Genomic DNA, 22,568 nt, shown 5'->3' on the forward strand with positions numbered 1-22,568 from the left:
GTCGCTCATGCGCCTCCCCGCTGCCGTGTCCCCACGTGGAAGCCCGTGTTGACCGCCGTCAGGCCGCCGTCGACGGTGAGGGTGGTGCCGGTGATCCAGGCCGCGTCGCGGGACGCCAGGAAGGCGACGGCGGCGGCGATGTCCTCGGGCTCGCCGACCCGTCCCAGGGGGTAGAGCGGCCGGATCGCGTCGAGTTCCGCTTCCCTCCCCTCCCACGCCGAGGTCCGCACCGTGCCCGGCGTCACCAGGTTCACGCGGACTGCGCGGGAGGCGGCGTGCCCGGCGAGGGTGCGGGTGAGGGAGCCGAGGCCGGCCTTGGCGGCGCTGTAGGCGTGGTTGCCGAAGTCCTGGAGGCCGTTGACGGAGCCGATGTTGACGATGGCCCCGCGGCCGCCGGCGGCCAGGTGCGGGAGGGCGGCACGGCAGCAGCGGTAGGTGCCGGTCAGGGTCACGTCGAGGTCGCGGGCCCACGCCTCGTCCGGGCCGTCCTCGAAGAGTGGGGTGTCGGGTGTGCAGGAGGCCGCGCTGTTGACCAGGACGTCGAGGGAGCCGAAGGTGTCGACGGCGTGGGCGACGGCCGCCTCGACGGACGCCCGGTCGGCGACGTCGCACGCCGACGCCCGCGCCGTGAGCCCCGACTCCCGCAGCTTCGACGCGGTCTTCTCGGCCTCGGGCCCGTCCACGTCCGTGACGAGCACGCGGGCGCCCTCCTCGGCGAGTCGGCGGGCGACGGCCGCGCCGATGCCGCGGGCCGCGCCGGTGATCAGGACTCCGTACCCTGCGAAGCGCGTTGTGTCCGTCATGCACCGCACCGTAGTGCCGGAACGATCATCCGGGCAGATAGCGTGCGTCCATGTCGGTGTTCATTCAGCAACTCCCCGCGCTCATCGGCGTCGTGATCGGCGCGCTCGGTTCGTATATGGCGGTCGTGCGGGGCGACCAGGTGAGGTTTCGGCGGGAGCAGACGGCGCGTTGGGAGGAGCGGCGGCTGGCGGTGTACGCCGACTACGCGCAGTCGGTGAAGAAGACGGTCACGGTGACGTACCGGGTCGCCGCCAAGCTCGGCAACGACCCGCACCCGGACCCCCTGTCCCTCGACGAAGCCAAGCCGCTGCTCGCCGACGCGACTACCCGCCGGGATCCCTCGGGTGAAGCGCTGATCATGCTGGGCAGCCCCGCGGTGGTGGACAAGGCGCGGGCCTGGGTCCTGACGGCGTTGGAGATGGAGCGGTTCGTGCGCGAGGGCAGGCAGGATCCGCAGGCCTGGCAGGTGCTGCTGGAACGCCAGCGCGCCGGACGGGAGGGCTACTACACGGCCGTACGGGAGGATCTGGGACTGCCGCCCGGCCACTCCGCACGCTGGCCCATCCGCGCGGCCGACCCGCTGCCGCCCCAGGGGTGGCCGGTGCCGCCTCAGCGGTAACCGGTCGTGTCCGCGGGCTTCCCCGTGTCCTGGACCTCGACGAGGTACCGCCAGGCGTCGGGCCGGCTGCCGTCGAGGTCCGTGAAGCCGTAGACCCGCGCGAGCTGCCCGCTGGAGAGGGACTCGCCGTTCCAGCGGGCCACGTCGGGGTCGGCGGCGAGGGCGGCGACGGCTCGGCCCACATAGCGCGGGGTCTCGGAGATGGCGAAGTGCGGGACGCGTTCGAGGGCGTCGCGCCAGTTGTCCTCCCGCACTCCGAAGGCCTCCAGCATCATCTCCGAGCGCAGCCAGCCCGGGGTCAGCGCGACGGCGGTGGCGCCGCGCGGTCCGAGTTCGTGGCCGAGGGAGAAGGCCATGCGCAGGACGGACGACTTGGCGAGATCGTAGAAGAAGGAGTTGCGGTAGTGGGCGCCGTTGTAGTCGGCCGTGCCGTCGGTCATCTCGACCACGAGTCCGCCGGGGTGGCGCAGGAGGAGGGGCAGGGCGTGGTGGTTGGTGATCGCGTGGGTCTCGACCGCGAGCCGCAGCAGCCGCAGGCCGTTGTCGAGGTCGTGCTCCCAGATCGGGCTGTCCCAGGCGAAGAGTTTCTCGCCGCCCCAGATGTCGTTGACGAGGACGTCGAGTCGGCCCTGTTCGTCCGCGATGCGGTCGACGAGGGCGCGGACCTGCGCCGGGTCGAGGTGGTCGGTGGGTACGGCGACGCCGTGGCCGCCGGCCTCGGTGACCAGGTCGGCGGTGTCCTCGATCGTCTCGGGGCGGTCGTACTCCGAGCGCCGGGCGCGCGTGCTGCGTCCCGTCACGTAGACGGTGGCGCCGACCGCGCCGAGCTCGACGGCGATGCCGCGTCCGGCACCCCGTGTCGCCCCGGCGACCAGCGCGACCTTGCCCCCCTTGCCCTTCTTTTCCTTCTTGTCCTTCACCGGTTGTGACATGTCCGGCCTCCCGACCCTGTACGAGCGATGTCGCTCTTGAGGGTGCCGGGTAAGCCGGACATCTTCTGTCGTCTTTTACTGGCCCTGCTGAGGGGTCACCCGGCCGGGCGCAGCCGCGCGTCGAGTGCGTCGTAGGTCGGCAGGAACCAGATGTGGCCGCCGTTGTTGGTCTCGTGGACGAAGTCGCGCAGGGCCGTGCTCTCGGCGATGTGGTGGGAGACGTCGCCGACCACGGCGAGGCGCACCCGGTAGTTCACGAACTTCTGCATGACCGCGCCCGCGACGCCCGACCGGAGTTGGAAGAACTCGTCTGCGACCCGCTCCACCGGCACCGCGACCAACTGGGCCTCCTGCCCGTAGGCGTCGCCGATCAGATCGAGCGCCGCGCTCTCGCCGTCCAGGGGCGGGCCGTCGGGAGCGCAGCGCAGGACGCGTACGTCATGCAGGGTCACGAGCGTGTTGGTGGTCATGGGGCGCGATCGTATGGCGGGCTCTCGTCTCCGACCATTGGTTTTCCGGCCCTGACCACGCTTGCCGGCCTCAGTGGCCGCGGTCGATCCACTCCTGGAGGTGGGGCGCCTCCGCTCCGATGGTGGTCGCGTCGCCGTGGCCGGTGAGGACCTTGGTGTCGGGCGGGAGGGTGAGCAGACGGGTGCGGATCGAGCCGACGATCGTCGGGAAGTGGGAGTAGGAGCGGCCGGTGGCGCCGGGGCCGCCCTTGAACAGGGTGTCGCCGGTGAAGACGACGCCCAGGCCGGGGTCGTGCAGGCAGACCGCGCCCGGCGCGTGGCCCGGGGTGTGCAGGACCGTGAGGTCGGCGCCCGCACCTTCGATGATCTGGCCGTCCACGAGGTGGGCGTCGGGGTCGCGGTCCGGATGGGTCTGCTTCCACAGCGGCAGGTCGTCGGGGTGGAGCCAGATCGTGGCGCCGGTGCGGTCGGCCAGGGCGGGCGCGGCGTCGATGTGGTCGTTGTGGGCGTGGGTGCACACGATCGCGGTGAGGCGCCGGTCACCGACGGCCTCGGCGATCGCGTCGGCGTCATGGGCGGCGTCGATGACGATGACCTCGTGGTCGTCGCCGACGAGCCAGACGTTGTTGTCGACGTCCCAGGTTCCGCCGTCGAGGCTGAACTGCCCGGAGGTGACGAGGCGTTCGATGCGGGCGGCCATCAGAGCATCACCACCGAGCGCAGCACGTCGCCGTGGTGCATCCGCTCGAAGGCCTTCTCCACCTCGTCCAGTTGGATGGTCTCGGTGACGAACGCCCCCAGGTCCAGGCGGCCTTGCAGATGCAGGTCGATCAGCATCGGGAAGTCGCGGGAGGGCAGGCAGTCGCCGTACCAGGAGGACTTGAGCGCGCCGCCGCGGCCGAAGACGTCAAGCAGCGGCAGTTCCAGCTTCATCTGCGGGGTGGGCACGCCCACCAGGACGACCGTGCCGGCGAGGTCGCGGGCGTAGAAGGCCTGCTGGTACGTCTCCGGGCGGCCGACCGCCTCGATCACCACGTCCGCGCCGTGGCCGCCGGTCAGCTCGCGGATCGCCTCGACGGGGTCGCTCTCGCGCGAGTTGACGGTGTGGGTGGCGCCCATCGCGCGGGCCTTGTCCAGCTTGCGGTCGTCGATGTCCACGGCGATGATCTTCGCCGCCCCTGCCAGGTTCGATCCGGCGATCGCCGCGTCCCCGACACCACCGCAGCCGATCACCGCGACCGTGTCGCCCCGGCCGACGTTGCCGGTGTTGATCGCGGCACCGATCCCGGCCATCACCCCGCAGCCGAGCAGACCGGCGACCTCCGGGGCCACCGCCGCGTCGACCTTCGTGCACTGTCCGGCCGCGACCAGCGTCTTCTCCGCGAACGCGCCAATACCGAGCGCCGGCGAGAGTTCCTGGCCGGTCGAGGCCAGGGTCATCTTCTGCGTCGCGTTGTGGGTGTCGAAGCAGTACCAGGGGCGGCCGCGCAGACAGGCCCGGCACTTCCCGCACACCGCGCGCCAGTTGAGGATCACGAAGTCACCGGGCGCGACGTCCGTGACACCGTCGCCGACCGACTCCACCACGCCGGCCGCCTCGTGGCCCAGCAGGAAGGGGAAGTCGTCGCTGATGCCGCCCTGTTTGTAGTGCAGGTCGGTATGACAGACTCCGCAGGCCTGGATCCGTACGACGGCTTCTCCCGGCCCCGGGTCCGGCACGACGATCGTCTCCACGCGCACGGCCTCGTCCTTGCCGGATGCGATCACGCCCCGTACTTCCTGCGCCATGGTGCTGAACCCTTCGCTCGGCGGCTCTTCGTCCACTTCCGACCCTAGACGTGACTGATCGGTAAAGGCACGGAGCCAGGGCCTTCACATGCGCTTCAGGCCATGTTCCAAAAATACCCCCGGGGGTACCCTGCTACTGTGTTCCATATACCCCCGGGGGTAATTTTCGACCGGGGGAGCTCACGGGCTTCACCAGGAGAGGAGTGCTGCCGTGTACTTCGTCGACACCATCGACGTGCCGGGACTGGGCAACCGCGGCTATCTGGCGGGCGGCGCGCACAGCGCCGCGGTGGTCGATCCGCCCAGGGACATCGACCGGGTGATCGCGGCCGCCGCGCGGCGGGGTGTGCGCATCACACATGTGGTCGAGACCCATGTGCACAACGACTATGTGAGCGGCGGCCTGGAACTGGCCCGGATCACCGGCGCCGCCTACCTGGTGCCGGCGGCGGCACGGGTCGGGTACGAGCGGGTGCCGGTCGCCGACGGGGACCGTACGGAGATCGACGACGGCCTGGTGCTGCGCGCCCTGGCCACTCCCGGGCACACCCCGCACCACACCTCGTACGTCCTGGAAGAGATCCAGGAGAAGGACCAGGAGGAGACGCAGGAGGAGGTCCAGAGGGAGGCCCGGCAGGGGATCGCACGCGCGGTGGCCGTCTTCACCGGCGGTTCCCTGCTCATCGGCACCGTCGGGCGGCCCGACCTGGTCGAACCAGGGCTGACGGGGCGGCTGGCGCGGGCGCAGTACGACTCCGCGCACCGGCTGGCCGCCGAGTTGCCGGACGAGACGGCGGTCCTGCCGACGCACGGCTTCGGCAGCTTCTGCTCCGCCACCCAGGCCGCGGGCGGGGCGGAGACCACGATCGGACGTGAGCGCGCCGTGAACGAGGCCCTGGTGAAGGACGTCGACGCGTTCGTCGCCGACCTGCTCGCCGGGTTGGACGACATCCCCGCGTACTACGCGCACATGGGTCCGGCCAACACACAGGGCCCGGCTCCGGTGGATCTGACGCCGCCCCGCCCGGCCGACGCCGAGGAGATCGCGGCGCGGCTGGCCGCCGGGGAGTGGGTGGTGGATCTGCGCAACCGGGTCGCCTTCGCCGAGGGGCATGTCGCCGGGTCGCTCAACTTCGAGGCCGAGGGGCAGCTCGCCACCTATCTGGCCTGGCTGCTGCCGTGGGGCAAGCCGGTCACCCTGCTGGCCGAGAGCCCGGCCCAACTGGCCCACGCCCAGCGGGAACTCGTCCGGGTCGGCATCGACCGACCGGCCGCGTCCGCGACCGGCACCCCCACCGAATGGCTACGGGAGGGCGAGCGGCCGCGCTCCTTCCCGCGCGGCACCTTCGCCGAACTGGCCGCACAGGACGGCGTGGTGGTCCTGGACGTGCGGCGCGACTCCGAGCGCGATGCCGGCCACATCAAGGGCTCGGTGCACATTCCGCTGCACCACCTGCGCGACCGGCTGCCGGAGATACCGGGCGGTACGGTGTGGGTGCACTGTGCCGGCGGTATGCGGGCCGCCATCGCCGCCTCGCTGCTCGACGCGGCGGGACGCGAAGTCGTCGCCGTCGACGACGGGTTCACCGCGGCACGCGACGCCGGGCTGCCCATGGCGCGTATCACTGCGGCCGAGGCCGAGGAGCGGGCAGGCTCGGACGCCGTCCTCCTGGACGTCCGCGAGGCCGACGAGTGGGCCGAGGGGCACGCCCCGGGCGCCGTACTCGCGCCGCTCTCCTCGCTCACGGCCGGGGAACTGCTGCCGAAGGCCGCGCGGGGCCGCCCGATCGTCGCGATCTGCCGCTCCGGCAAGCGCTCCCGCGAGGCCGCGGCCCTGCTCACGGCACGCGGCGGCACGGACGTCGTGGACGTCGTCGGCGGCATGCGGGCCTGGGTCGAGGCGGGGCTCCCCGTGGTGGCGGAGTCGGGGGCGGGTACCCCCGGCCGGCCCCGGTGAGCACCCTCGTCCTCGGTCTGCTCGCCGGTGGCGTCACCGGGCTCGCGCTCGGGGCGTTGGGGGGTGGCGGCAGTGTGCTGGCCGTGCCCGCGTTGATGTACCTGCTCGGTTTCCCGCCCGCCGCGGCCGCCGGCGCGAGCCTGGTCGTCGTCGCCGTCACCTCCGCCACCGCGCTCGCCGCGCACGCCCGCGAGGGCGCGGTGCGGTGGCGCGCCGGAGGGGTCTTCGCGGCGGCGGGCCTGGTACCGGCGGCGGTCGGCGGTGCGGTGTCCGGGCGGCTGCCTGCCGGGCTGCTCACCGGCGCCTTCGCGGTGATCGCCGCGCTTGCCGCGCTGCGCATGCTGCGACCGTCGGCCTCGGTACGGCACGACGACGTGCCGGTGCATCCCGGTCGGGTCGTCCGGGCCGGCGCGGGGCTCGGTGCGGTGACCGGGGTGCTAGGGGTGGGCGGAGGCTTCCTCGCCGTACCGGCGCTGGTGAATGTGGTGGGGCTGCGCATGCGGGCCGCCGTGGGCACCAGCCTGCTGGTCATCACCGTCAACTCACTGGTCGCGCTGGCGGCCCGGGCGGGCTCGGCCGTGAGCCTCGACTGGAGAACCGTCGGACCGTTCGCCGCGGCCGCGGTGCTCGGCGCGTGGGACGGCAAGCGTCTCGCCGTGAAGGTTTCGGGCGGCACGCTTCAGCGGATCTTCGCGTACGTCCTGCTGGCGGTGGCCGTGTTCATGCTGGCCGACGCCGTCGTATGACGACCGGGCACGCGACCACGGCCATGCGGGCCCGGATGCCCCCGTGACAACCGGGCCTGCGCCCCCGACACCCCTACGCCAGCGACAGGAACAGCTTCTCCAGCCGCGCCTTCATCTGCTGGGTCGTCTCGCCGTTGCTCCGGCCCTTCTCGACGTCGGTGAGGCACTGCTGCAGCCCGGTCGCGATGATCGCGAAGCCGGCCCGGTCGAGGGCGCGGGAGGCGGCGGCCAGCTGGGTGACGACCTCCTCGCAGTCGCGGCCCTCCTCGATCATCTTGATCACCCCGGAGATCTGCCCCTGCGCCCGGCGCAGCCGGTTCAGCACGGACTTGAGGTCATCGCCCTCGAACTGCAGCTCCACGATCACTCCCCTGCACACCCCGCCACATACCCTTGGGGGTATTTTACCTCCTCCTCGGAAAGGATCTCATTTCCCATGACCGCACCCCACGGCCCCCTCGCCCTCGACGTCGACGAGGCCCGCTCCCGTCTGGCCGGTCTGACCGTCGTCGACGTCCGCACGCCGGGCGAGTACGCCACAGGCCATCTGCCCGACGCCCTGAACATCCCCCTGGACCGGATCGAGAGCGCCCTGCCGGCCCTGCGCCGACTCCCCGGCGAGCAGCTCCTGGTGGTGTGCGCCTCCGGAGCCCGCTCGCAGAACGCCTGCCGCGTCCTCGCCGAGCACGGCATTCGGGCCATGACCCTGACGGGCGGCACCCAGGGCTGGGCGCAGCGCGGGCACGAACTGCACCGGCCGACGGCGACCTCGCGCGGCGCGTGGTCCATGGAGCGCCAGGTCCGTTTCACCGCGGGCACCGTCGTCCTGGCCGGTCTCGGCCTCGGACTCCTGCACCCGGCCTGGCAGTTGCTGTCCGCCGGCATCGCGGGCGGCCTCGTCTTCTCGGCGCTCACCGACTCCTGCGGCATGGCCGTACTGCTGTCGAAGCTCCCGCACAACCGCCCGCGTCCAGCGGACCTCGAAGCGACCCTGACCACCCTGGCTCGGCGTGGACAGGCGCCGGTCACCTGAGGAAGTCCCGGACGGTCCGGGCGAGGGCGTCCTCGTCCAGGCCGTCCGCGCCGCCCAGGGGCAGCAGTCGGTGCGGTACGTGCACCAGGGTCTCGGCGACATGCCGGGCCGACAGGCCGGGGGGTCCGGGCTCGACGAGCACGACGTCCGCGTGGTCGGCGGCCAGCACAGCGGTGCGCAGGCCGACCTCGTCGAAGGGGCGGACGGTGGCCGCGTAGAGCACGGCCAGGTCGAGGCCTGCCGTGGCACGCAGCACGGGGTCGAGGGCGGCACCGACCGCGAGGACGACGCCGTCGAACCCTTCCCGGACGAGTTCGAAGCCATCCGTCGGGCAGCGCGGTTCGTCGTTGGACTCTCCGGACAGGTGCACGTACGCCCGCTCGCCGCGTCGCACGGCGCGCCGGATCGTGTGGCGTACCTCGTCGGGATGGCCGGGGACGTGGACGCTCCAGCGCGGATCGGTGGCGAACCGCGCCAGTTCCTCCACGGCGCGGTAGCCGACGAGGACGGTGCCGTGCTCGGCGGGCCCGGACGGGCGGGCGCCGGGCAGGGATTCGGCGACGGCCTGCAGCATGTCTGGGTGCACGGCGGGTCCTCCTGGGGACGGGTTCCTGCGACGCGTCATGAATTCGTTGAGAAAGAATGCGACGGCCACTCATATGACCCTGGATTCCCCGAAGTTACTTCTTCCACCGAGATGCTCTTGAACCTTTAACAAGCCCAGAGGAATGTAGCCGTCTCTTTGCCCGGTCCGGGCTTTCCACTGGGTGTCCCCCACAGGCTGTGCTGCGTAACTTGGCAGTGGTCTTTCCCGTACCCGAAGCGGAAGGGGACATCCCGCCATGGTCGAGCACGAAACGTCTCCCGCGGTCCGTCCGTTCGTCCATCTGATCGCGGGGCCGACCGGCGTCGGCAAGAGCGCGGCCGCCACCGAGCTGGCCCGGGTGACCGGCGCCCCGATCGTCGTCGCCGACCGCTTGCAGTGCTTCACCGACCTCGCCACGACCAGCGCCCGTGCCGGGGCCGACGTGCCGGGCGTGCGCCGCCACTGGCTCGGGGACCGGACGTTCGCCGACGGCGACCTGTCCGCGACTCGGGCCGCGGACGCGCTCGTCGAGCTCGTGGAGCGGCTCGCCGCCCGGCACCGGCTGGTCATCATCGAGGGTGGCTCGATCTCGCTGTTGCGGGTGCTGTGCGCCCGCAGGCCACAGCTCGCCTGGCGGCTGACGGTCCGTCTGCTCGAGCTGCCCGAGTACGACGTGTACCTCGCCAACCTCACCCGCCGGGCCCGCGAGATGCTCACGCCCAGCGCCTGCGGCCCGGGGCTGCTCCAGGAACTCGCCGCGCTCTGGCACGATCCGCGGCAGCGGCGGCTGGCCGCGTCCGTCAACGGATTCGAGGCCGTGCTCGAATGCTGTGCGAAATACTCACTTGATGCGGCGACCATCGACAGACAGGAAATTCCCGAACGCATCCTGCACCGGATCGCCGGTCTCATCGCCGAGCGGCATGCGGAACACGGCATTCTCCAACATCGCGTGTTCGCCGAAATTTTCGAGAACGCGACGACGGTCCACGCATTCGACTTCGGCATGCTGGAGCGTGCGGCATGACGGGCGCGTCCGGGATGCGGTCCGGGGTGAACTCGGGGGTGAGGTCCGAGATGAAAGAGGCCTCCACCGATTTCGGCCATATCGTCGGCTCCAGTCCGCTCGGCGTGGTCACGGCCCGTTCCGCCACGGACGTGCAGGAACTCGTCCGCTTCGCCGGGCCGCACGGGCTGCCGGTCTCCGCGCGCGGCGCCGGACAGGCCCTGTACGGGCAGGGGCAGGCGCACGGCGGCTACGTCGTCGACATGAGCGCCCTCGACGAGGTGCGCTGTGTGCCGAAGGAGCGGACGCTGACCGCCGGGGCCGGTGCGCTGTGGCGCGACGTCGTGCGGGCGGCGCTCGCCGCGGGGCTCACGCCGCCGGTACTGCCCGACCACCTCGGCGGCAGCGTAGGCGGGCTGCTGAGCACCGGCGGCTTCGGCGGCTCCAGCCATCGGTACGGTCTCGTGGCCGACTGGGTACGGGAGTTGGAGGTCGTCACCGGCACGGGTGAGCGGCTGGTCTGCGCCCCCGACCGGCGTCCGGAGCTCTTCCGCGCGGTCCTGGCGGGGCTCGGCCAGTGCGCCCTGATCCTCCGGGCCACCCTCGCCCTGGTGCCCGCGCCGACCCATGTCCGCCGCTACCGCCTCTATCACGACGCCCCGGGCACCTACCTCACCGATCAGCGGCGCCTGGCCCGCGACAGCCGCTTCAGCCATGTGGCGGGCCAGGCACGGCCGGGGCTCTGCGGGAGCTGGCGCTACATGGTCGAGGCGGTCGTACCGTACGACGGCGGACCGCCCGCCGACGACGAGCTGTCGATCGGCGACCTGGACCACGACCGGGACACCGAGGAGATCGCGGACCTGTCGTACGCCGAGTATGTGCACCGCCTGGACCGCGACGAGCGTCTGCTGCGCGCCACGGGTGAGTGGGAGCGCCCGCACCCCTGGCTCACCCTGCTGCTGCCCGAGGAGGCCGCGGGCTCGTTCGTCCCGACCGTGCTGGCCGAGAGCGCGCAACACGGCCTGCGCTTCTGCGGCACCGTCCAGCTCCGCCCCCTGACGGGCCGCACTCTGCACGCCCCGCTGCTGCGCAGGCCCGCGGGCGAACTCCTGTGCCTGCTCGCCCTGATGCGCACGGCACCGCCCGCCGCGCCGGGCGTCGTACGGCGTCTGGTCGCCGCCAACCGGGCGCTGTACGAGCGGGCCAGGACCGTCGGCGGCGTCCTCCACCCGGTCGGTGCGCTGCCGATGTCGCCCGGGGACTGGCGCGCCCACTTCGGCCCCGTCTGGCCGGATGTCGTCCGCGCCAAGGATCGGTACGACCCGCACCACGTCCTCACCAGGGGGTACGGCCTGTGGACGTGACCGCGGTGACCGTCTTCTGCGGTGCCTCCCCCGGCCGCGGTCCAGGCCATCTGCGCACCGCCGCCGAACTCGGCCGCGCGCTGGCCGGGGCCGGCCTGCGGTTGGTCTACGGCGGTGCGCGCACCGGTCTCATGGGCGCCGTCGCGGACGGGGCGCTGACCGCCGGCGGGGCGGTGACCGGAGTCGTACCGCACCTCATGCTGCCGTACGAGATCACCCACACGGGGCTCACCGACCTCGTCGTGGTCGGTGACATGCATGAGCGCAAGGCGCGGATGGCCGCCGAGGGCGACGCCTTCGTGGCGCTGCCGGGCGGGCTGGGCACGGCGGAGGAGCTGCTGGAGGTGCTGTCCTGGGCGCAGCTGCAGATCCACCGCAAACCGTGTCTGCTCCTCGACCCGTCCGGTTTCTACCGCCCGCTGCTGTCCTTCCTGGAGCACGCGCGGGACGAGGGCTTCCTGCATCCCGGGGATCTGGAGCGGATCGTCGTGTGCGCCTCGGTCGAGGAGGTGGTGGCACGGCTGACCAAGACGCGCGCTGCGCCTGCGCGGGCGGCGGCCTCGGTGCGGGTGCCGCGGGGGCGTGTCGCGTTCCTGTTCTCGGCTGCCGGATCGCAGCAGCCGGGCATGGGGCGCGCGCTCTACGGCTCCTCCCCGGTGTTCGCCGACGCCCTCGACGAGGTGTGCGGGCTGCTCGGTCCGTATGTCGACGTGCCGTTGCGGGAGGTGATGTTCGCCGAGGCGGGTACGCCCACCGCCGCCCTGCTCGACCGCGTCGCGTTCGGCTATCCGGCGATCTTCGCGCTGCAGATCGCGCAGTACCGGCTGCTGGAGAGTCAGGGTGTGCGCCCGGACGTGCTGTTCGGGTACTCGGCCGGGCACATGGCCGCCGCGCACACGGCGGGCGTGCTCTCGGTGCCGGACGCCTGCCGTGCGGTCGGCACGCTGGCCCGGCTCGCGGGCGCGCTGCCGAAGACGGGGTGCATGGCGGCCGTGGAGGCGTCCCCCGAGGAGCTGAGCCCGGGGCCGGGGGCGGTGCTCGCGGCGGTCAACGGGCCACGGTCGGTGGTCGTGTCGGGCGACCGTGCGGCGGTGCGGCGGATCTGCGAGGAGTGGGCGGCCCGAGGTCGCCGTACGCATGTGCTCCGCCTGGACGTGGCACCCCACTCCCCTCACTTCGACGCCCTGCTGGACGACTACCGCCGTGCCTTGGGGTCGCTCGACCTGCGTGCCCCGCGTCTGCCTCTCCTCTCCGACACCACCGCCGAGCCGGTCGGGGCCGAGGCGGCGACGCCGGACTTCTGGGTGTGGGCGATACGCGAACCGATCCGTTTCGCGGACGCCGCCGGCCGACTGCTCCGCGACGGTGTGACGGTCTGCGTCGAGCTCGGTCCGGGTGACGTCCTCACCGGCATGCTGGAGGGCTGTCTGCCGGACGGCGCGCAGCGGCCCCTGGCGCTCGCCGTGGCACGAAACTGGAAGGCTCCGCGGGAGGGAGCCGACGTAGCCTGAATGCTCCGTACGACTCCTGAGGAGCTCCGTGAGCATCGCCGAGACCGAAACCGCCCCGCCCACCTGGCGGCTGCTCCTGGGCTACGTCCGCCCGCACCGGTGGGCCCTGCTGGCGGGCGCCGTGCTCTCGCTGGTCACGGGCGCCACCGGGTTGCTGCTGCCGCTGGTGGCGCGGGAGTTGATCGACGACCTGTCCCACGACCGGGCCATCACCGGCGCGCTGCTGATCATGTCAGGGCTGGTGGTCGCCAACGCCGCGGTGGGCGCGCTGGGTTCGTACGTGTTGCGGCGCACCGCCGAGTCGGTGGTGCTCGGCGCCCGGCGCGCCCTGTCGTCGTACCTGCTACGGCTGCGCATCACCGCCGTGGACCGCAGTGAGCCGGGCGATCTGATGGCCCGCATCACCTCCGACACGACGCTGCTGCGCGAGGTCACGACCGACTCGCTGGTGGGCCTCGGCACTGGCGGGCTGACGCTGGTGGCGACGGTGGTGATGATGGGCCTGGTCGATCCGGTGCTGCTGGCGGTCACGCTCGCCGTGATCCTGGGCGCCGGCACGATCCTCGGTGTGATCGTGCCGCGCATCAACCGGGCCAGCCGGCAGGCGCAGGACGCGGTCGGGGTGATGGGGGCCTCGCTGGAGCGGATCCTCGGCGCGCTGCGCACGGTGAAGGCGTCGGGCGCCGAGCACCGGGAGGAACGGACGCTGCACGAGGCCGCCGAGGAGTCGTGGCGGCAGAGCGTGCGGGCCGCCAAGTGGTCGGCGGCGGCGGGCAACACCGCCGGGCTCGCCATGCAGATCGCCTTCATCACGGTGCTCGCGGTGGGTGGGGCGCGGGTGGCGACCGGGGCCGTCGACGTCGGCACGCTGGTCGCCTTCCTGCTGTACGTCTTCTATCTGATGTCGCCGATCCAGCAGGTCGTCGGCGCGATCACGCAGTACCAGACGGGCTCGGCGGCGCTCGCCCGGATCCAGGAGGCGCTGCGGCTGCCCGCCGAACCGGCCGCCGCACCCGCGCCGTTGCCCGGAGCCGGGGCGGAGCCGGCCGCCGTCGCGTTCGCGGACGTGCGCTTCCGGTACGCCGACGATCTGCCCTACGTCCACCACGGGGTGACGTTCGCCGTACCGGCCCAGGGCATGACGGCGTTCGTCGGCCCGTCCGGCGCGGGCAAGACGACCGTGTTCTCCCTCATCGAGCGGTTCTACGACCCCGAGGGCGGGGCCATCACGCTCGACGGGCGGGACCTCGCCGACTGGGAGCTGCCCCAACTGCGTTCCGCGATCGGCTATGTGGAGCAGGACGCCCCGGTGCTGTCCGGTTCGCTGCGGGACAACCTGCTGCTGGGCAACCCGGACGCGGACGACGACGCCCTCACGCGCGTGCTGAAGACGACGCGCCTCGACGGCCTGGTCGCGCGGCTGCCCGCGGGCGTCGACACGCTCGTCGGTCACCGGGGCACCAAGCTCTCCGGCGGCGAACGCCAGCGCGTCGCCATTGCCCGCGCGCTGCTGCGCCGCCCCCGTCTGCTGCTCCTCGACGAGGCCACCTCGCAGCTCGACGCGGTGAACGAGGCGGCGCTGCGCGACACGGTCGCCGATGTCGCCCGTACGACCACGGTTCTGGTCGTGGCGCACCGGCTGTCGACGGTGACGACGGCCGACCGGATCGTGGTGATGGACGCGGGCCGGGTGCGCGCGGTGGGCACGCACCGGGAACTGGTGGCGGCCGATCCGCTCTACGCGGAGCTCGCCGCGACCCAGTTCCTGGCAACGGCCGAATGAACCGCCGGGGACGGTGAGTTGACGCAGGCTCAGCTCTGGAGTCTGCGCAGCCGTTCCGCGTCGCAGGTACGGGGGCAGGTGGTGCACGCCTCGTCCGGACGGACCGTGTAGTACATGCAGCAGCCGGTGCGGGTGCGTGTCGGGTGCCGTCGTCCGTCGTCGGTGGTCAGGTAGCGGAAGTCGGCGCCGGCGGGGTAGGGGGCGACGCCGGTCGGCATCAGTTGCGTGGCGGCCCGTACGGCGTCGTCCTCGCGGCCGAGCGTGCGGCCGAGGTACCAGATCCCGGAGACCAGGTCGTCGCCGACCATGCCCCACAGGGCACGTGGGCCGCGTCGCGCGACGGGGCCGATCGCCTCCAGGAGCGGACCCATGTGATCGGCGACTGCGGCACGCAACTCGGCGCGCAGGGCCTCTTCATGAGGGACCGTCAGCACACCGGGGAGACCGGCCGCCTGGTCGTCGGGTTGTACGCGCCGGGTCGGCGGCCGGCGCGTGCTGCCCCGGGTCAATCTGCCGGTGGCCGACGGGTCGCTGGCGGGCAGCTCGCTGGCGATGGGCGGGCGTCCGACACCGTTCGGGATGGACCCGGTCCAGGCTGCCGCGGCTGTCCGCGCCCTCGCCGACGGGACATATCCGCACCTCGAACTGCGCGGTATCCACGCCCACTTGGCCAGCGGTTTGGAGGCGGCTGAGCAGGTGGCGGTGGCGGAGTCGATCGTCGGCTGGGCGACGGGCCTGGGCGTGCGGCTCGCCGAGGTGAACGTGGGCGGCGGCATGCACGTCGACTACGCCGATCCGGAGCGCCGCTTCGACTGGGCCGAGTACGGCAGCGGGCTGGCCCGGCTCACCGAGACGCACCCGGAGCTGATCCTGCGTATCGAGCCGGGCCGGGCGCTGACGGCGTACTGCGGCTGGTACGCGACCGAGGTGCTGGACGTGAAACACAGCCACGGCGAGGAGTTCGGCGTCGTGCGGGGCGGCACGCATCATCTGCGGACCCCGGCGACGAAGGGCCACGACCAGCCCTGTTCCGTCCTGCCGGTCGACACCTGGCCGCACCCGTGGCCGCGTCCGGCCGCCGACGGCGAGCTGGTCACCCTCGCCGGCCAGCTGTGCACGCCGAAGGACCTGCTGGCCCGCCATGTGCCCGCGCCGGGGCTCAGGGCCGGGGACCGGGTGGCGTTCTCGCTGGCGGGGGCCTACGCCTGGAACATCTCCCACCACGACTTCCTGATGCACCCCAGGCCGGGCTTCCACTTCCTGGACACCGCCGGGTAGTCGGCGCGTCACTCTCGGCACACACGAAGGGCCGCCCGGCGTTGTCCGGGCGGCCCTTGCTGTGGGTCGGTGACCTAGGGAAGTTGCTTCAGGCCGTTGAGGTGGTTGAGGTGGCCCAGCTGCTGGGAGACCCGCGGGACCCGGTGCTTGTGCTGCTCGGGGATGCCGGTCATGGCGAGCGAGTCGAGCGTGGCGACCGGGTTCAGCGAGCCCGCGTTGCGGGGGGCGGCGTTGCGAGGGGCGGCGTCCACGTCGGCCGCGTTCGCCATCGGCACGGTGAGTCCGGTGATTCCGGCGGCCAGACCAACGGCGGCGACGATACGTCGTGTTGAGATCATGCTTTCTGCAACGCGGCGGGCCGTCGCCGGACACGGCCGCCCGGCGCCACTCACTCGTCAGGCGCACCGCTGCGGCTGCGCTTGCCGAGTCCGGCGGGGCGGAGGAGCCTCGTAGGAGAGGCCGTCGCGGTCCGCACCTCGCCCCTGCCGCGGGCCTCGAAGGAGGTCACCATGGGCACAGCCACCAGCCCCTCGTTCGACACCGAAACACTGCGCCGGGGCATAGAGGGACAGACCCCGGAGACGCTTTTGTCGCTGTACACGGACGACGCGGAACTGCGCGTCGTGAACCGCAACGCCCAGCCCAGCCACCCCAAGGTTCTGCATGGTCGAGGCGAGATCTCGGACATGCTCGACGACGTCTACAGCCGCAACATGACGCACAAACTGGAGGGCTGTGTGATCCAGGGCGACCGCGCGGCCTACAGCGAGTCCTGTGAGTACGCGGACGGGGTGCGCGTCCTGTCCGAGTCGATGATCACGCTGCGCGACGGCAAGATCTCCCGGCAGATCCTGATCGAGGCGTGGGACGAGTAGGAAGGGAACCACCGAAGGTCCGGGCCGGCTGCCGGCCGGCCCGGACCTTCGTGGCAGGCCTTCTGAGCGGTTACGGCGTGCGGAGCGTGGTGACGAGCTCGCGGGGCAGTCCGTGCGTGTCATGGAGGTAGTGGTAGTCCTCGTCGCTCAACGGGCCGTTGAACTCCGGTCGGCCCAGCACGCGACGGCCGCGCTCGAGGAGCCTGTCGAACCGCCGTTCCTCGTCCAGCAGCACCTCGCGCACCGGCCCGGTGCCGAGGGGTTGCCGAAAGTGGTCCAGGGTGTGCCGGAGGAGTTCGTCGGGCAGGTCGGAGAGGGTGCGTGAGGGATCGTCGCGCCACAGTGTCGTGAGGACGCGGCGGATCAGGCGGCGCAGGACGTAGCCGCGTCCGGCGTTGGACGGCCGTACGCCGTCGCCGATGACGACGATGCCGGAGCGCAGGTGGTCGCAGACCAGGCGGGTCGATGTCTCGTCCAGGTTCCACAGCGGCGGCAGGAGCCTCGTCCAGGGTTCGAACAGGTCGCTGTCGTAGACGGAGTTGTGGCCCTGGAGGACCGTCACCAGCCGTTCCAGTCCCATACCGGTGTCGATACCGGGCCGTTGGAGGGGCTGAAGGCTGCCGTCGCTTTCGCGGCGGTAGCGCATGCTCACGTGGTTCCAGACCTCGACCCATCGCGGGTCGCTGGTGGGGGTGCCCTGCGGTGGGGTGCCGGGGTCGCCGGTCCATACGAAGATCTCCGAGTCGGGACCGCACAGGCCGACGGGGTCGTGGGACCACCAGTTCTCGTCCCGGGTCGGCTCCACGGGCAGGCCCAACTCACGCCAGGTGTCCAGCGATTCGATGTCGGGGCCGACCTCGTCGTCACCACCGAAGACGGTGACGTACATGCGTCCGGGCGGGATGCCGAAGCCGCCGCGCAGCAGCTCGTAGCCCCAACGCAGGCTCTGCGAATGGCCGTAGTCGCCCAGCGACCAGGAGCCGAGCATCTCGAACACGGTCAGATGGGTGCGGTCGCCGACCTCGTCGAGGTCGGTGGTGCGCAGACAGCGCTGGAGGCTGATCAGGCGCCGGCCCTGTGGATGCGGGCGGCCTTCGAGGTAGGGCGTGAGGGGGTGCATGCCCGAGGTGGTGAACAGCACGGGGTCGGAGGGCGACGGCAGGAGTGTGCCTCCGTTGACCGGCTCGTGTCCGCGCTCGCGGAACCAGTCGGTGAAGGTGCGGACGATCTGGTCGGTGTTCATCGCGGTTCCTTCGGTCGTGGGGACCGGAAAAGAGCCGCGGAACAGCGTGCGACCAGGGAAGGCGGAAGCACACACCGGCGGGCCGTTTCCGGCCGCCGGGAGGGGTGGGATCAGGCGTCGGCAGCCGTCGAGCGGGGCGCTCGCGCGGCTGCGGTGTCGGTGTGCCTGATGACCTTCATGGGATCGACGGTAACAGTCCGCATCGGAGCCGTCGCGGGGTTTTCGTCCCGCGCCGACCGGCCGGTGGACCGGGCCGCCGGTCCGCAATCGCGCGACGACGCTTGAGGGGGCAGGGCCGGGATACCCGGGGGAACATGACTCGGCTACTCAGATCCAGGCACAAAGATCACCGGCCCAGGCACAAGGATCACCAGGTGCGACACGGGCCGCCTACGCCACCGGATTCCGACCGGGCAGGGCAGGGCGCAGCCGGGGAGGAGACCTCGCAGGAGCGCTTCGGGCCCGATCCGCAGGTGGAGCGGCAGTCCCCCGACACGCCGACCGAGCTGCCCGGACGATCATGGCGGGCGGCGATGAAGGGGACGCTGCGTGAGTTCAAGGACGACGAGCTGACCGACCGCGCGGCGGCCCTGACCTACTACAGCGTGCTGTCGCTCTTCCCGGCCCTGCTGGTGCTGGTGTCCGTGCTCGGGCTGGTCGGCAGGTCGGCCACCGACAAGGTCCTGGACAACATCAACCAGCTCGCGCCCGGCTCGGCCCGGGACATCCTCACGCGTGCGGTCGAGCAGTTGCAGGGCAACGGCGGTCTCGGCTCCGTCATGGCCGTCGTCGGCCTCGTCCTGGCCGTGTGGTCGGCCTCCGGCTATGTCGCTGCCTTCATCCGCACCGCCAACGCGGTCTACGACATGCCCGAGGGGCGCCCGGTGTGGAAGGTCCTCCCGGTCCGGCTCGCGGTGACCGTCGTCCTCATGGTGCTGGCCGTGATCAGCGCGCTGATCGTCGTCTTCACCGGCGCCCTGGCCCGGCAGGTCGGCTCCACGCTCGGCATCGGCGACACGGCTCTGACGGTCTGGGACATCGCCAAGTGGCCCGTCCTGGCCGTGCTGGTGACCACCATGATCGCGATCCTGTACTGGGCGACTCCCAACGCCAGGGTGCGCGGGTTCAGATGGATCACTCCGGGCAGCTTCCTCGCCCTGCTGATCTGGCTGATCGCCTCCGCGGGCTTCGCGTTCTACGTCGCCAACTTCGCCTCGTACAACAAGACCTACGGCACCATGGCGGGCGTGATCGTCTTCCTGGTATGGCTGTGGGTCGGCAACCTGGCCATTCTGCTCGGCCTGGAATTCGACGCGGAGGCCGTACGACAGCGCGCGATCGCCGGCGGACACCCACCCGACGAGGAGCCCTACACAGCACCGCGCGACACCCGTAAGTGGGACGAACAGGACCGACGACGCCTGCGCGGTCCCTGACGGCCCGCGTACGGACGCGCTGTCCGGGCCTTGCGCCCCCTCCGTCAGGGTGGGCCGTGGGCTGTGACTGGCGCTGAGGTGGAGCACCACCGGGGAGCGGCCCCTGGACAAATCGACGCGGAGTCGATGCCGTGCGCCTGGGCGAACCGGACAACCAGCCCAGGAGTGGATCATGACTCAGGCCCGGCTGGGGGCACCTCCCAGGCCCTTGAGGCACTGGGGGAGGAGGGCACCGCGCTCGCCCGGCGGATCGTCGACGAGACCGCCAAGAAGGCGGCCGACCTCACCGAACGCACCGGCACCGCGCCCTGTCTCGCGACCGTGCTGGTCGGCGAGGACCCCGCGTCCGTGACGTACGTCCGCATGAAGCAGAACCGCTGCCGCAAGGCCGGCATCACCTCGCGCCACGTGCCGCTGCCCGCCGACACCACCACGGAACAGCTCGTCGGCACCCTGCGCGACCTGTCGACCGACCCCGGCGTGCACGGCATCCTGCTCCAGCATCCGATCGGCCCGCACATCGACGAGCGGGCGGCGTTCGAGTCGATCGCGCCGGAGAAGGACGTCGACGGTGTCACCTTCGCCTCTTTCGCGACGATGAGCTTCGGGCTGCCGGGGTTCGTATCGTGCACCCCCGGCGGGATCGTGCGGCTGCTCGACGAGTACGGCGTCGACCCGGCCGGCAGGCGTGCCGTGGTCGTCGGCCGCAGCGCGATCCTCGGCAAGCCGGCCGGCATGCTGCTCCTGGCCCGCGACGCGACGGTGACGTGCTGCCACTCCCGTACGGCGGATCTGTCCGCGGCCGTGCGTGAGGCGGACATCGTGGTCGCCGCCGTGGGCCGGCCGCGGCTGATCCGAGGCCAGGACATCAAGCCCGGCGCCGTCGTGATCGACGCCGGCTACAACGCGGGGAACGTCGGCGACGTCGACTTCGACTCCGCCGTCGAGCGGGCCTCGCTCATCACTCCGGTGCCGGGCGGCGTCGGTCCGATGACCATCGCCACGCTGCTGGAGCAGACCGTGGACGCCGCCGCCCGGCAGCTCGGGATGTGATGGCTCCGGGTCAGCGCATCCAGGCGCTGTACGACATCACGTCGCCGGCCCTGACGCCGTACTCCGGCTCCGCCTTCGTGAACGTGGTCTCCAGACCGAGTACGGCACCGGTGGCCGGGTCCATGATCAGCATGCGGCGGGGGCCGGATCCGTCGTACACGTACGCCTGTCCGCGCCGCCCGAGCCGGTCCGTCACCTGCCCGACGGGCCTGAGCCCCTCGGTGTCCGCAAGGAGCCGCGCGAGCGTCGCCGACTCGCGGGCGCCGAGGGTCCAGGTGTCGAGCAGCGAGGCGACGGCGTCGAGGAGTTCGCCGGTGTTCAGCGCGGTCCTGCTGTACCCGGCCTCCTGAAGGTACGCACGCAGGCGTGCGACGTCGGTCGGAGGCGGCGACTGCGGCGGGGCGTCGCTCCAACTGGGCGGGTAGGTCTGCCTGCTGAGGACATGGCCGTCCTCGACGAGTCCCCCTTCGCCGCCGAGGACGGGCAGGCCCGGGTGGCGCGGGTCGGTCGCCGCGACGATCTCCGTGTGGCTGTCGTCGGCGTTCCAGCGCACGATGCGCTCCTCGGGAAGCGTGATCGGCGGCTTGTCGTCGCTCATGCCCATGCTCCACGACTGCACGTGCGTGCCCTTGCGGAGCTTCGGCGAACCGTCGGCCGCAGCCGCCTGCGCCCGCTCGGCCAGGGTCTTCAGGGATACGGGGGTGGAGTCGGCCTGCACGAGCAGTGGGCGGGGTGCGGCGACCGCCGGGGCGGTGGTCTGGCCGGTGAACAGCAGGGCCGACACGAGTGCGGCGACGACGGTCGTGGCCGCGAGGCCCCAGGCGAGCCGGGTACGGCGACGGAGAGGGGACGGGCGTTCGTGCAGCAGCCGGTCGAGGTGCCGTTCGGCGTGGTGGTCCAGTGGGCCGTCGCCGAAGTGGGGACCGTCGACCGGTACCGGGTTGGCTCGGCGCAGAAGTTCGAGTTCGTCAGCCATGGCTTCGTTCCTTGGGCGCGGTCGGCGGGCACATGCGGTCGATCTCCGCTCTCAGCCGGCGCCGGGCCCGGTGCAGCCGCATGGCCGCGGCCCGGCTGCCGCAGCCGAGGGCCACGGCGACCTCCTCGACGCCCAGTTCCTCCCACGCCGTCAGCCGCAGCACCTCCTGGTCGGCCGGGGACAGCCGGTTCAGCGCCTCGTGCACCCAGGCGCCCGGTGCCTCCGAGTCGGGGCTGTCCACGATGTGCCGGCCGTGCGCGGTCTCGTCGTTGCCGAGCCGGTCGACCAGTCGCCGGCGTCGCCCGTAGCCGCGTACCGCGTTCGCCAGGCAGTTGCGTGCCACGCCGTACAGCCAGGGCAGCGGCGTGGCCGGGAGGGCGTCCCGGCGCCGCCAGGCGACGGTGAACACCTCCGCCACCACTTCCTCGACCTCACTCGTGCGCCCGTCCAGTCGCCGCGCGACATAGCGGCTGACCGCCCAGTAGTGCTCGCGATAGGCAGCGGCGAAGATCTCGTCGTTGCTCATGTTCCGTTCGTGTCCGGCACCGGCCGGATCGTCACACCCGTTTCCGTGATTCTTGTCGCGTCACTCGAGTGTGACGTGCGGGGTGGTGCGCGGACACAGGCGGGGCGTGAAGAGGATCAGAAACATCAAGAGCGTCAAAGCCGTCCAGTGGCTGACCACCACGGATCACAAAACGATCGGAACGCTCTATTTGGTCACGTCGTTCGCGTTCTTCTGCATCGGTGGTGTGATGGCGCTGCTCATGCGCGCCGAGCTGGCCCGTCCGGGCCTGCAGATCATGTCGAACGAGCAGTTCAACCAGGCGTTCACGATGCACGGCACGATCATGCTGCTGATGTTCGCGACGCCGCTGTTCGCCGGCTTCGCGAACTGGATCATGCCGCTGCAGATCGGCGCGCCCGACGTGGCGTTCCCGCGGCTGAACATGTTCGCCTACTGGCTGTACCTCTTCGGCTCGCTGATCGCGGTCGGCGGCTTCCTCACCCCGCAGGGTGCGGCCGACTTCGGCTGGTTCGCCTACAGCCCGCTGTCGGACGCGGTCCGCAGCCCGGGCATCGGCGCCGACATGTGGATCATGGG

23 protein-coding genes, 2 pseudogenes and 1 riboswitch are annotated in these 22,568 nt (G+C 71.8%); of the genes and pseudogenes, 13 read left to right on the forward strand and 12 right to left on the reverse strand.

Going from position 1 to position 22,568, the window contains the following annotated elements; genetic code table 11:
• Nucleotides 1–5: 5 nt before the first annotated feature.
• Nucleotides 6–803 (reverse strand): SDR family NAD(P)-dependent oxidoreductase, encoded by a 798-nt coding sequence (locus EHO50_RS38765; RefSeq protein WP_128436529.1) that lies wholly within the window; start codon nucleotides 801–803, stop codon nucleotides 6–8.
• 50 nt (nucleotides 804–853) lie between these two features.
• On the opposite strand from EHO50_RS38765, the gene EHO50_RS38770 reads away from it, so the two are divergent.
• Nucleotides 854–1,423, forward strand: a complete 570-nt coding sequence (locus EHO50_RS38770; protein WP_128436530.1) for a hypothetical protein — start codon at nucleotides 854–856, stop codon at nucleotides 1,421–1,423.
• Here the strand turns inward: EHO50_RS38770 and EHO50_RS38775 are convergent.
• The 4 genes from EHO50_RS38775 to EHO50_RS38790 all read right to left on the reverse strand — a co-directional run bounded on the left by EHO50_RS38775 (nucleotide 1,414) and on the right by EHO50_RS38790 (nucleotide 4,613).
• Nucleotides 1,414–2,355 carry an SDR family oxidoreductase gene (locus tag EHO50_RS38775; RefSeq protein ID WP_128436531.1) on the reverse strand — a complete coding sequence of 314 codons (942 nt, stop codon included), beginning with the start codon at nucleotides 2,353–2,355 and terminating at the stop codon, nucleotides 1,414–1,416. The genes EHO50_RS38770 and EHO50_RS38775 overlap by 10 nt on opposite strands.
• A 95-nt stretch (nucleotides 2,356–2,450) precedes the next feature.
• Nucleotides 2,451–2,825 carry a DUF4180 domain-containing protein gene (locus EHO50_RS38780; protein WP_128436532.1) on the reverse strand — a complete coding sequence of 125 codons (375 nt, stop codon included), beginning with the start codon at nucleotides 2,823–2,825 and terminating at the stop codon, nucleotides 2,451–2,453.
• Nucleotides 2,826–2,895: 70 nt separating this feature from the next.
• Complete coding sequence (locus EHO50_RS38785) at nucleotides 2,896–3,525, reverse strand: MBL fold metallo-hydrolase (RefSeq protein WP_128436533.1); 630 nt, start codon at nucleotides 3,523–3,525, stop codon at nucleotides 2,896–2,898.
• Nucleotides 3,525–4,613 (reverse strand): S-(hydroxymethyl)mycothiol dehydrogenase, encoded by a 1,089-nt coding sequence (locus EHO50_RS38790; protein ID WP_128436534.1) that lies wholly within the window; start codon nucleotides 4,611–4,613, stop codon nucleotides 3,525–3,527. Before EHO50_RS38790 ends, EHO50_RS38785 begins: the two co-directional genes overlap by 1 nt.
• A 211-nt stretch (nucleotides 4,614–4,824) precedes the next feature.
• Between EHO50_RS38790 and EHO50_RS38795 the strand changes: the two genes are divergently transcribed.
• On the forward strand, nucleotides 4,825–6,570 hold the full coding sequence (locus tag EHO50_RS38795) for a rhodanese-like domain-containing protein (protein ID WP_128436535.1): 1,746 nt from the start codon (nucleotides 4,825–4,827) through the stop codon (nucleotides 6,568–6,570).
• Nucleotides 6,567–7,316: a sulfite exporter TauE/SafE family protein gene (locus EHO50_RS38800; protein WP_128436536.1), complete on the forward strand. Its 750-nt coding sequence runs from the start codon at nucleotides 6,567–6,569 to the stop codon at nucleotides 7,314–7,316. Before EHO50_RS38795 ends, EHO50_RS38800 begins: the two co-directional genes overlap by 4 nt.
• Before the next feature lie 73 nt (nucleotides 7,317–7,389).
• Here the strand turns inward: EHO50_RS38800 and EHO50_RS38805 are convergent, their stop codons facing one another.
• Nucleotides 7,390–7,677 (reverse strand): metal-sensitive transcriptional regulator, encoded by a 288-nt coding sequence (locus EHO50_RS38805; RefSeq protein ID WP_128436537.1) that lies wholly within the window; start codon nucleotides 7,675–7,677, stop codon nucleotides 7,390–7,392.
• A gap of 75 nt (nucleotides 7,678–7,752) precedes the next feature.
• Between EHO50_RS38805 and EHO50_RS38810 the strand changes: the two genes are divergently transcribed.
• Complete coding sequence (locus EHO50_RS38810; protein WP_128436538.1) at nucleotides 7,753–8,349, forward strand: rhodanese-like domain-containing protein; 597 nt, start codon at nucleotides 7,753–7,755, stop codon at nucleotides 8,347–8,349.
• On the opposite strand, the gene EHO50_RS38815 is transcribed toward EHO50_RS38810, so the two are convergent.
• Nucleotides 8,342–8,935 (reverse strand): transketolase, encoded by a 594-nt coding sequence (locus EHO50_RS38815; RefSeq protein WP_128436539.1) that lies wholly within the window; start codon nucleotides 8,933–8,935, stop codon nucleotides 8,342–8,344. The two genes, EHO50_RS38810 and EHO50_RS38815, sit on opposite strands and share 8 nt — an antisense overlap.
• 256 nt (nucleotides 8,936–9,191) lie before the next feature.
• Here EHO50_RS38815 and EHO50_RS38820 point away from each other — a divergent pair, with 256 nt between their 5' ends.
• Genes EHO50_RS38820 through EHO50_RS38835 form a run of 4 tightly spaced genes read left to right on the forward strand, consistent with a single transcriptional unit; the run spans nucleotide 9,192 to nucleotide 14,602 of the window.
• Nucleotides 9,192–9,962 carry an isopentenyl transferase family protein gene (locus EHO50_RS38820; protein ID WP_128436540.1) on the forward strand — a complete coding sequence of 257 codons (771 nt, stop codon included), beginning with the start codon at nucleotides 9,192–9,194 and terminating at the stop codon, nucleotides 9,960–9,962.
• 50 nt (nucleotides 9,963–10,012) lie between these two features.
• Nucleotides 10,013–11,308 (forward strand): FAD-binding protein, encoded by a 1,296-nt coding sequence (locus EHO50_RS38825; RefSeq protein ID WP_128436541.1) that lies wholly within the window; start codon nucleotides 10,013–10,015, stop codon nucleotides 11,306–11,308.
• Entirely contained in the window at nucleotides 11,305–12,819 is a 1,515-nt protein-coding gene (locus EHO50_RS38830; protein ID WP_246101811.1) for a TIGR00730 family Rossman fold protein, read from the forward strand. Before EHO50_RS38825 ends, EHO50_RS38830 begins: the two co-directional genes overlap by 4 nt.
• 28 nt (nucleotides 12,820–12,847) lie before the next feature.
• The gene (locus EHO50_RS38835; RefSeq protein ID WP_128436543.1) at nucleotides 12,848–14,602 is read left to right on the forward strand and encodes an ABC transporter ATP-binding protein; all 1,755 of its coding nucleotides are present in this window, start codon (nucleotides 12,848–12,850) and stop codon (nucleotides 14,600–14,602) included.
• Between the two features lie 29 nt (nucleotides 14,603–14,631).
• Here EHO50_RS38835 and EHO50_RS38840 read toward each other — a convergent pair.
• A pseudogene (locus EHO50_RS38840) lies at nucleotides 14,632–15,066 on the reverse strand ((2Fe-2S)-binding protein); the annotation flags it as partial.
• Nucleotides 15,067–15,094: 28 nt separating this feature from the next.
• Here EHO50_RS38840 and EHO50_RS38845 point away from each other — a divergent pair.
• Nucleotides 15,095–15,880, forward strand: a pseudogene (locus EHO50_RS38845) (type III PLP-dependent enzyme domain-containing protein); the annotation flags it as partial.
• 74 nt (nucleotides 15,881–15,954) lie between these two features.
• On the opposite strand, the gene EHO50_RS38850 reads toward EHO50_RS38845, so the two are convergent.
• A complete protein-coding gene (locus tag EHO50_RS38850) occupies nucleotides 15,955–16,218 on the reverse strand; it encodes a hypothetical protein (protein WP_128436544.1) in 264 nt (87 codons plus the stop codon).
• Between the two features lie 171 nt (nucleotides 16,219–16,389).
• On the opposite strand from EHO50_RS38850, the gene EHO50_RS38855 reads away from it, so the two are divergent.
• On the forward strand, nucleotides 16,390–16,755 hold the full coding sequence (locus EHO50_RS38855; protein ID WP_128436545.1) for a nuclear transport factor 2 family protein: 366 nt from the start codon (nucleotides 16,390–16,392) through the stop codon (nucleotides 16,753–16,755).
• 70 nt (nucleotides 16,756–16,825) lie between these two features.
• Here the strand turns inward: EHO50_RS38855 and EHO50_RS38860 are convergent, their stop codons facing one another.
• Nucleotides 16,826–17,998, reverse strand: coding sequence for an alanine--tRNA ligase-related protein (locus EHO50_RS38860; protein ID WP_128436546.1), 1,173 nt, complete (start codon nucleotides 17,996–17,998; stop codon nucleotides 16,826–16,828).
• Nucleotides 17,999–18,312: 314 nt separating this feature from the next.
• Between EHO50_RS38860 and EHO50_RS38865 the strand changes: the two genes are divergently transcribed.
• Nucleotides 18,313–19,434 carry a YihY/virulence factor BrkB family protein gene (locus tag EHO50_RS38865; RefSeq protein WP_128436547.1) on the forward strand — a complete coding sequence of 374 codons (1,122 nt, stop codon included), beginning with the start codon at nucleotides 18,313–18,315 and terminating at the stop codon, nucleotides 19,432–19,434.
• Nucleotides 19,435–19,487: 53 nt separating this feature from the next.
• A riboswitch (ZMP/ZTP riboswitch) is annotated at nucleotides 19,488–19,584 on the forward strand.
• Nucleotides 19,585–19,599: 15 nt separating this feature from the next.
• Nucleotides 19,600–20,487 carry a bifunctional 5,10-methylenetetrahydrofolate dehydrogenase/5,10-methenyltetrahydrofolate cyclohydrolase gene (locus tag EHO50_RS38870; RefSeq protein ID WP_246101812.1) on the forward strand — a complete coding sequence of 296 codons (888 nt, stop codon included), beginning with the start codon at nucleotides 19,600–19,602 and terminating at the stop codon, nucleotides 20,485–20,487.
• Between the two features lie 10 nt (nucleotides 20,488–20,497).
• On the opposite strand, the gene EHO50_RS38875 is transcribed toward EHO50_RS38870, so the two are convergent.
• Nucleotides 20,498–21,463, reverse strand: coding sequence for a CU044_5270 family protein (locus EHO50_RS38875; RefSeq protein ID WP_128436548.1), 966 nt, complete (start codon nucleotides 21,461–21,463; stop codon nucleotides 20,498–20,500).
• A complete protein-coding gene (locus EHO50_RS38880) occupies nucleotides 21,456–21,989 on the reverse strand; it encodes an RNA polymerase sigma factor (protein ID WP_128436549.1) in 534 nt (177 codons plus the stop codon). Before EHO50_RS38880 ends, EHO50_RS38875 begins: the two co-directional genes overlap by 8 nt.
• 106 nt (nucleotides 21,990–22,095) lie before the next feature.
• On the opposite strand from EHO50_RS38880, the gene EHO50_RS38885 reads away from it, so the two are divergent.
• Nucleotides 22,096–22,568 (forward strand): cbb3-type cytochrome c oxidase subunit I (locus EHO50_RS38885; RefSeq protein WP_425472355.1); only part of this gene is annotated, 473 nt, incomplete at its 3' end.

Origin of the sequence: Streptomyces cyaneus (assembly GCF_004028635.1) — a bacterium.
Lineage (GTDB): Bacteria > Actinomycetota > Actinomycetes > Streptomycetales > Streptomycetaceae > Streptomyces > Streptomyces cyaneus.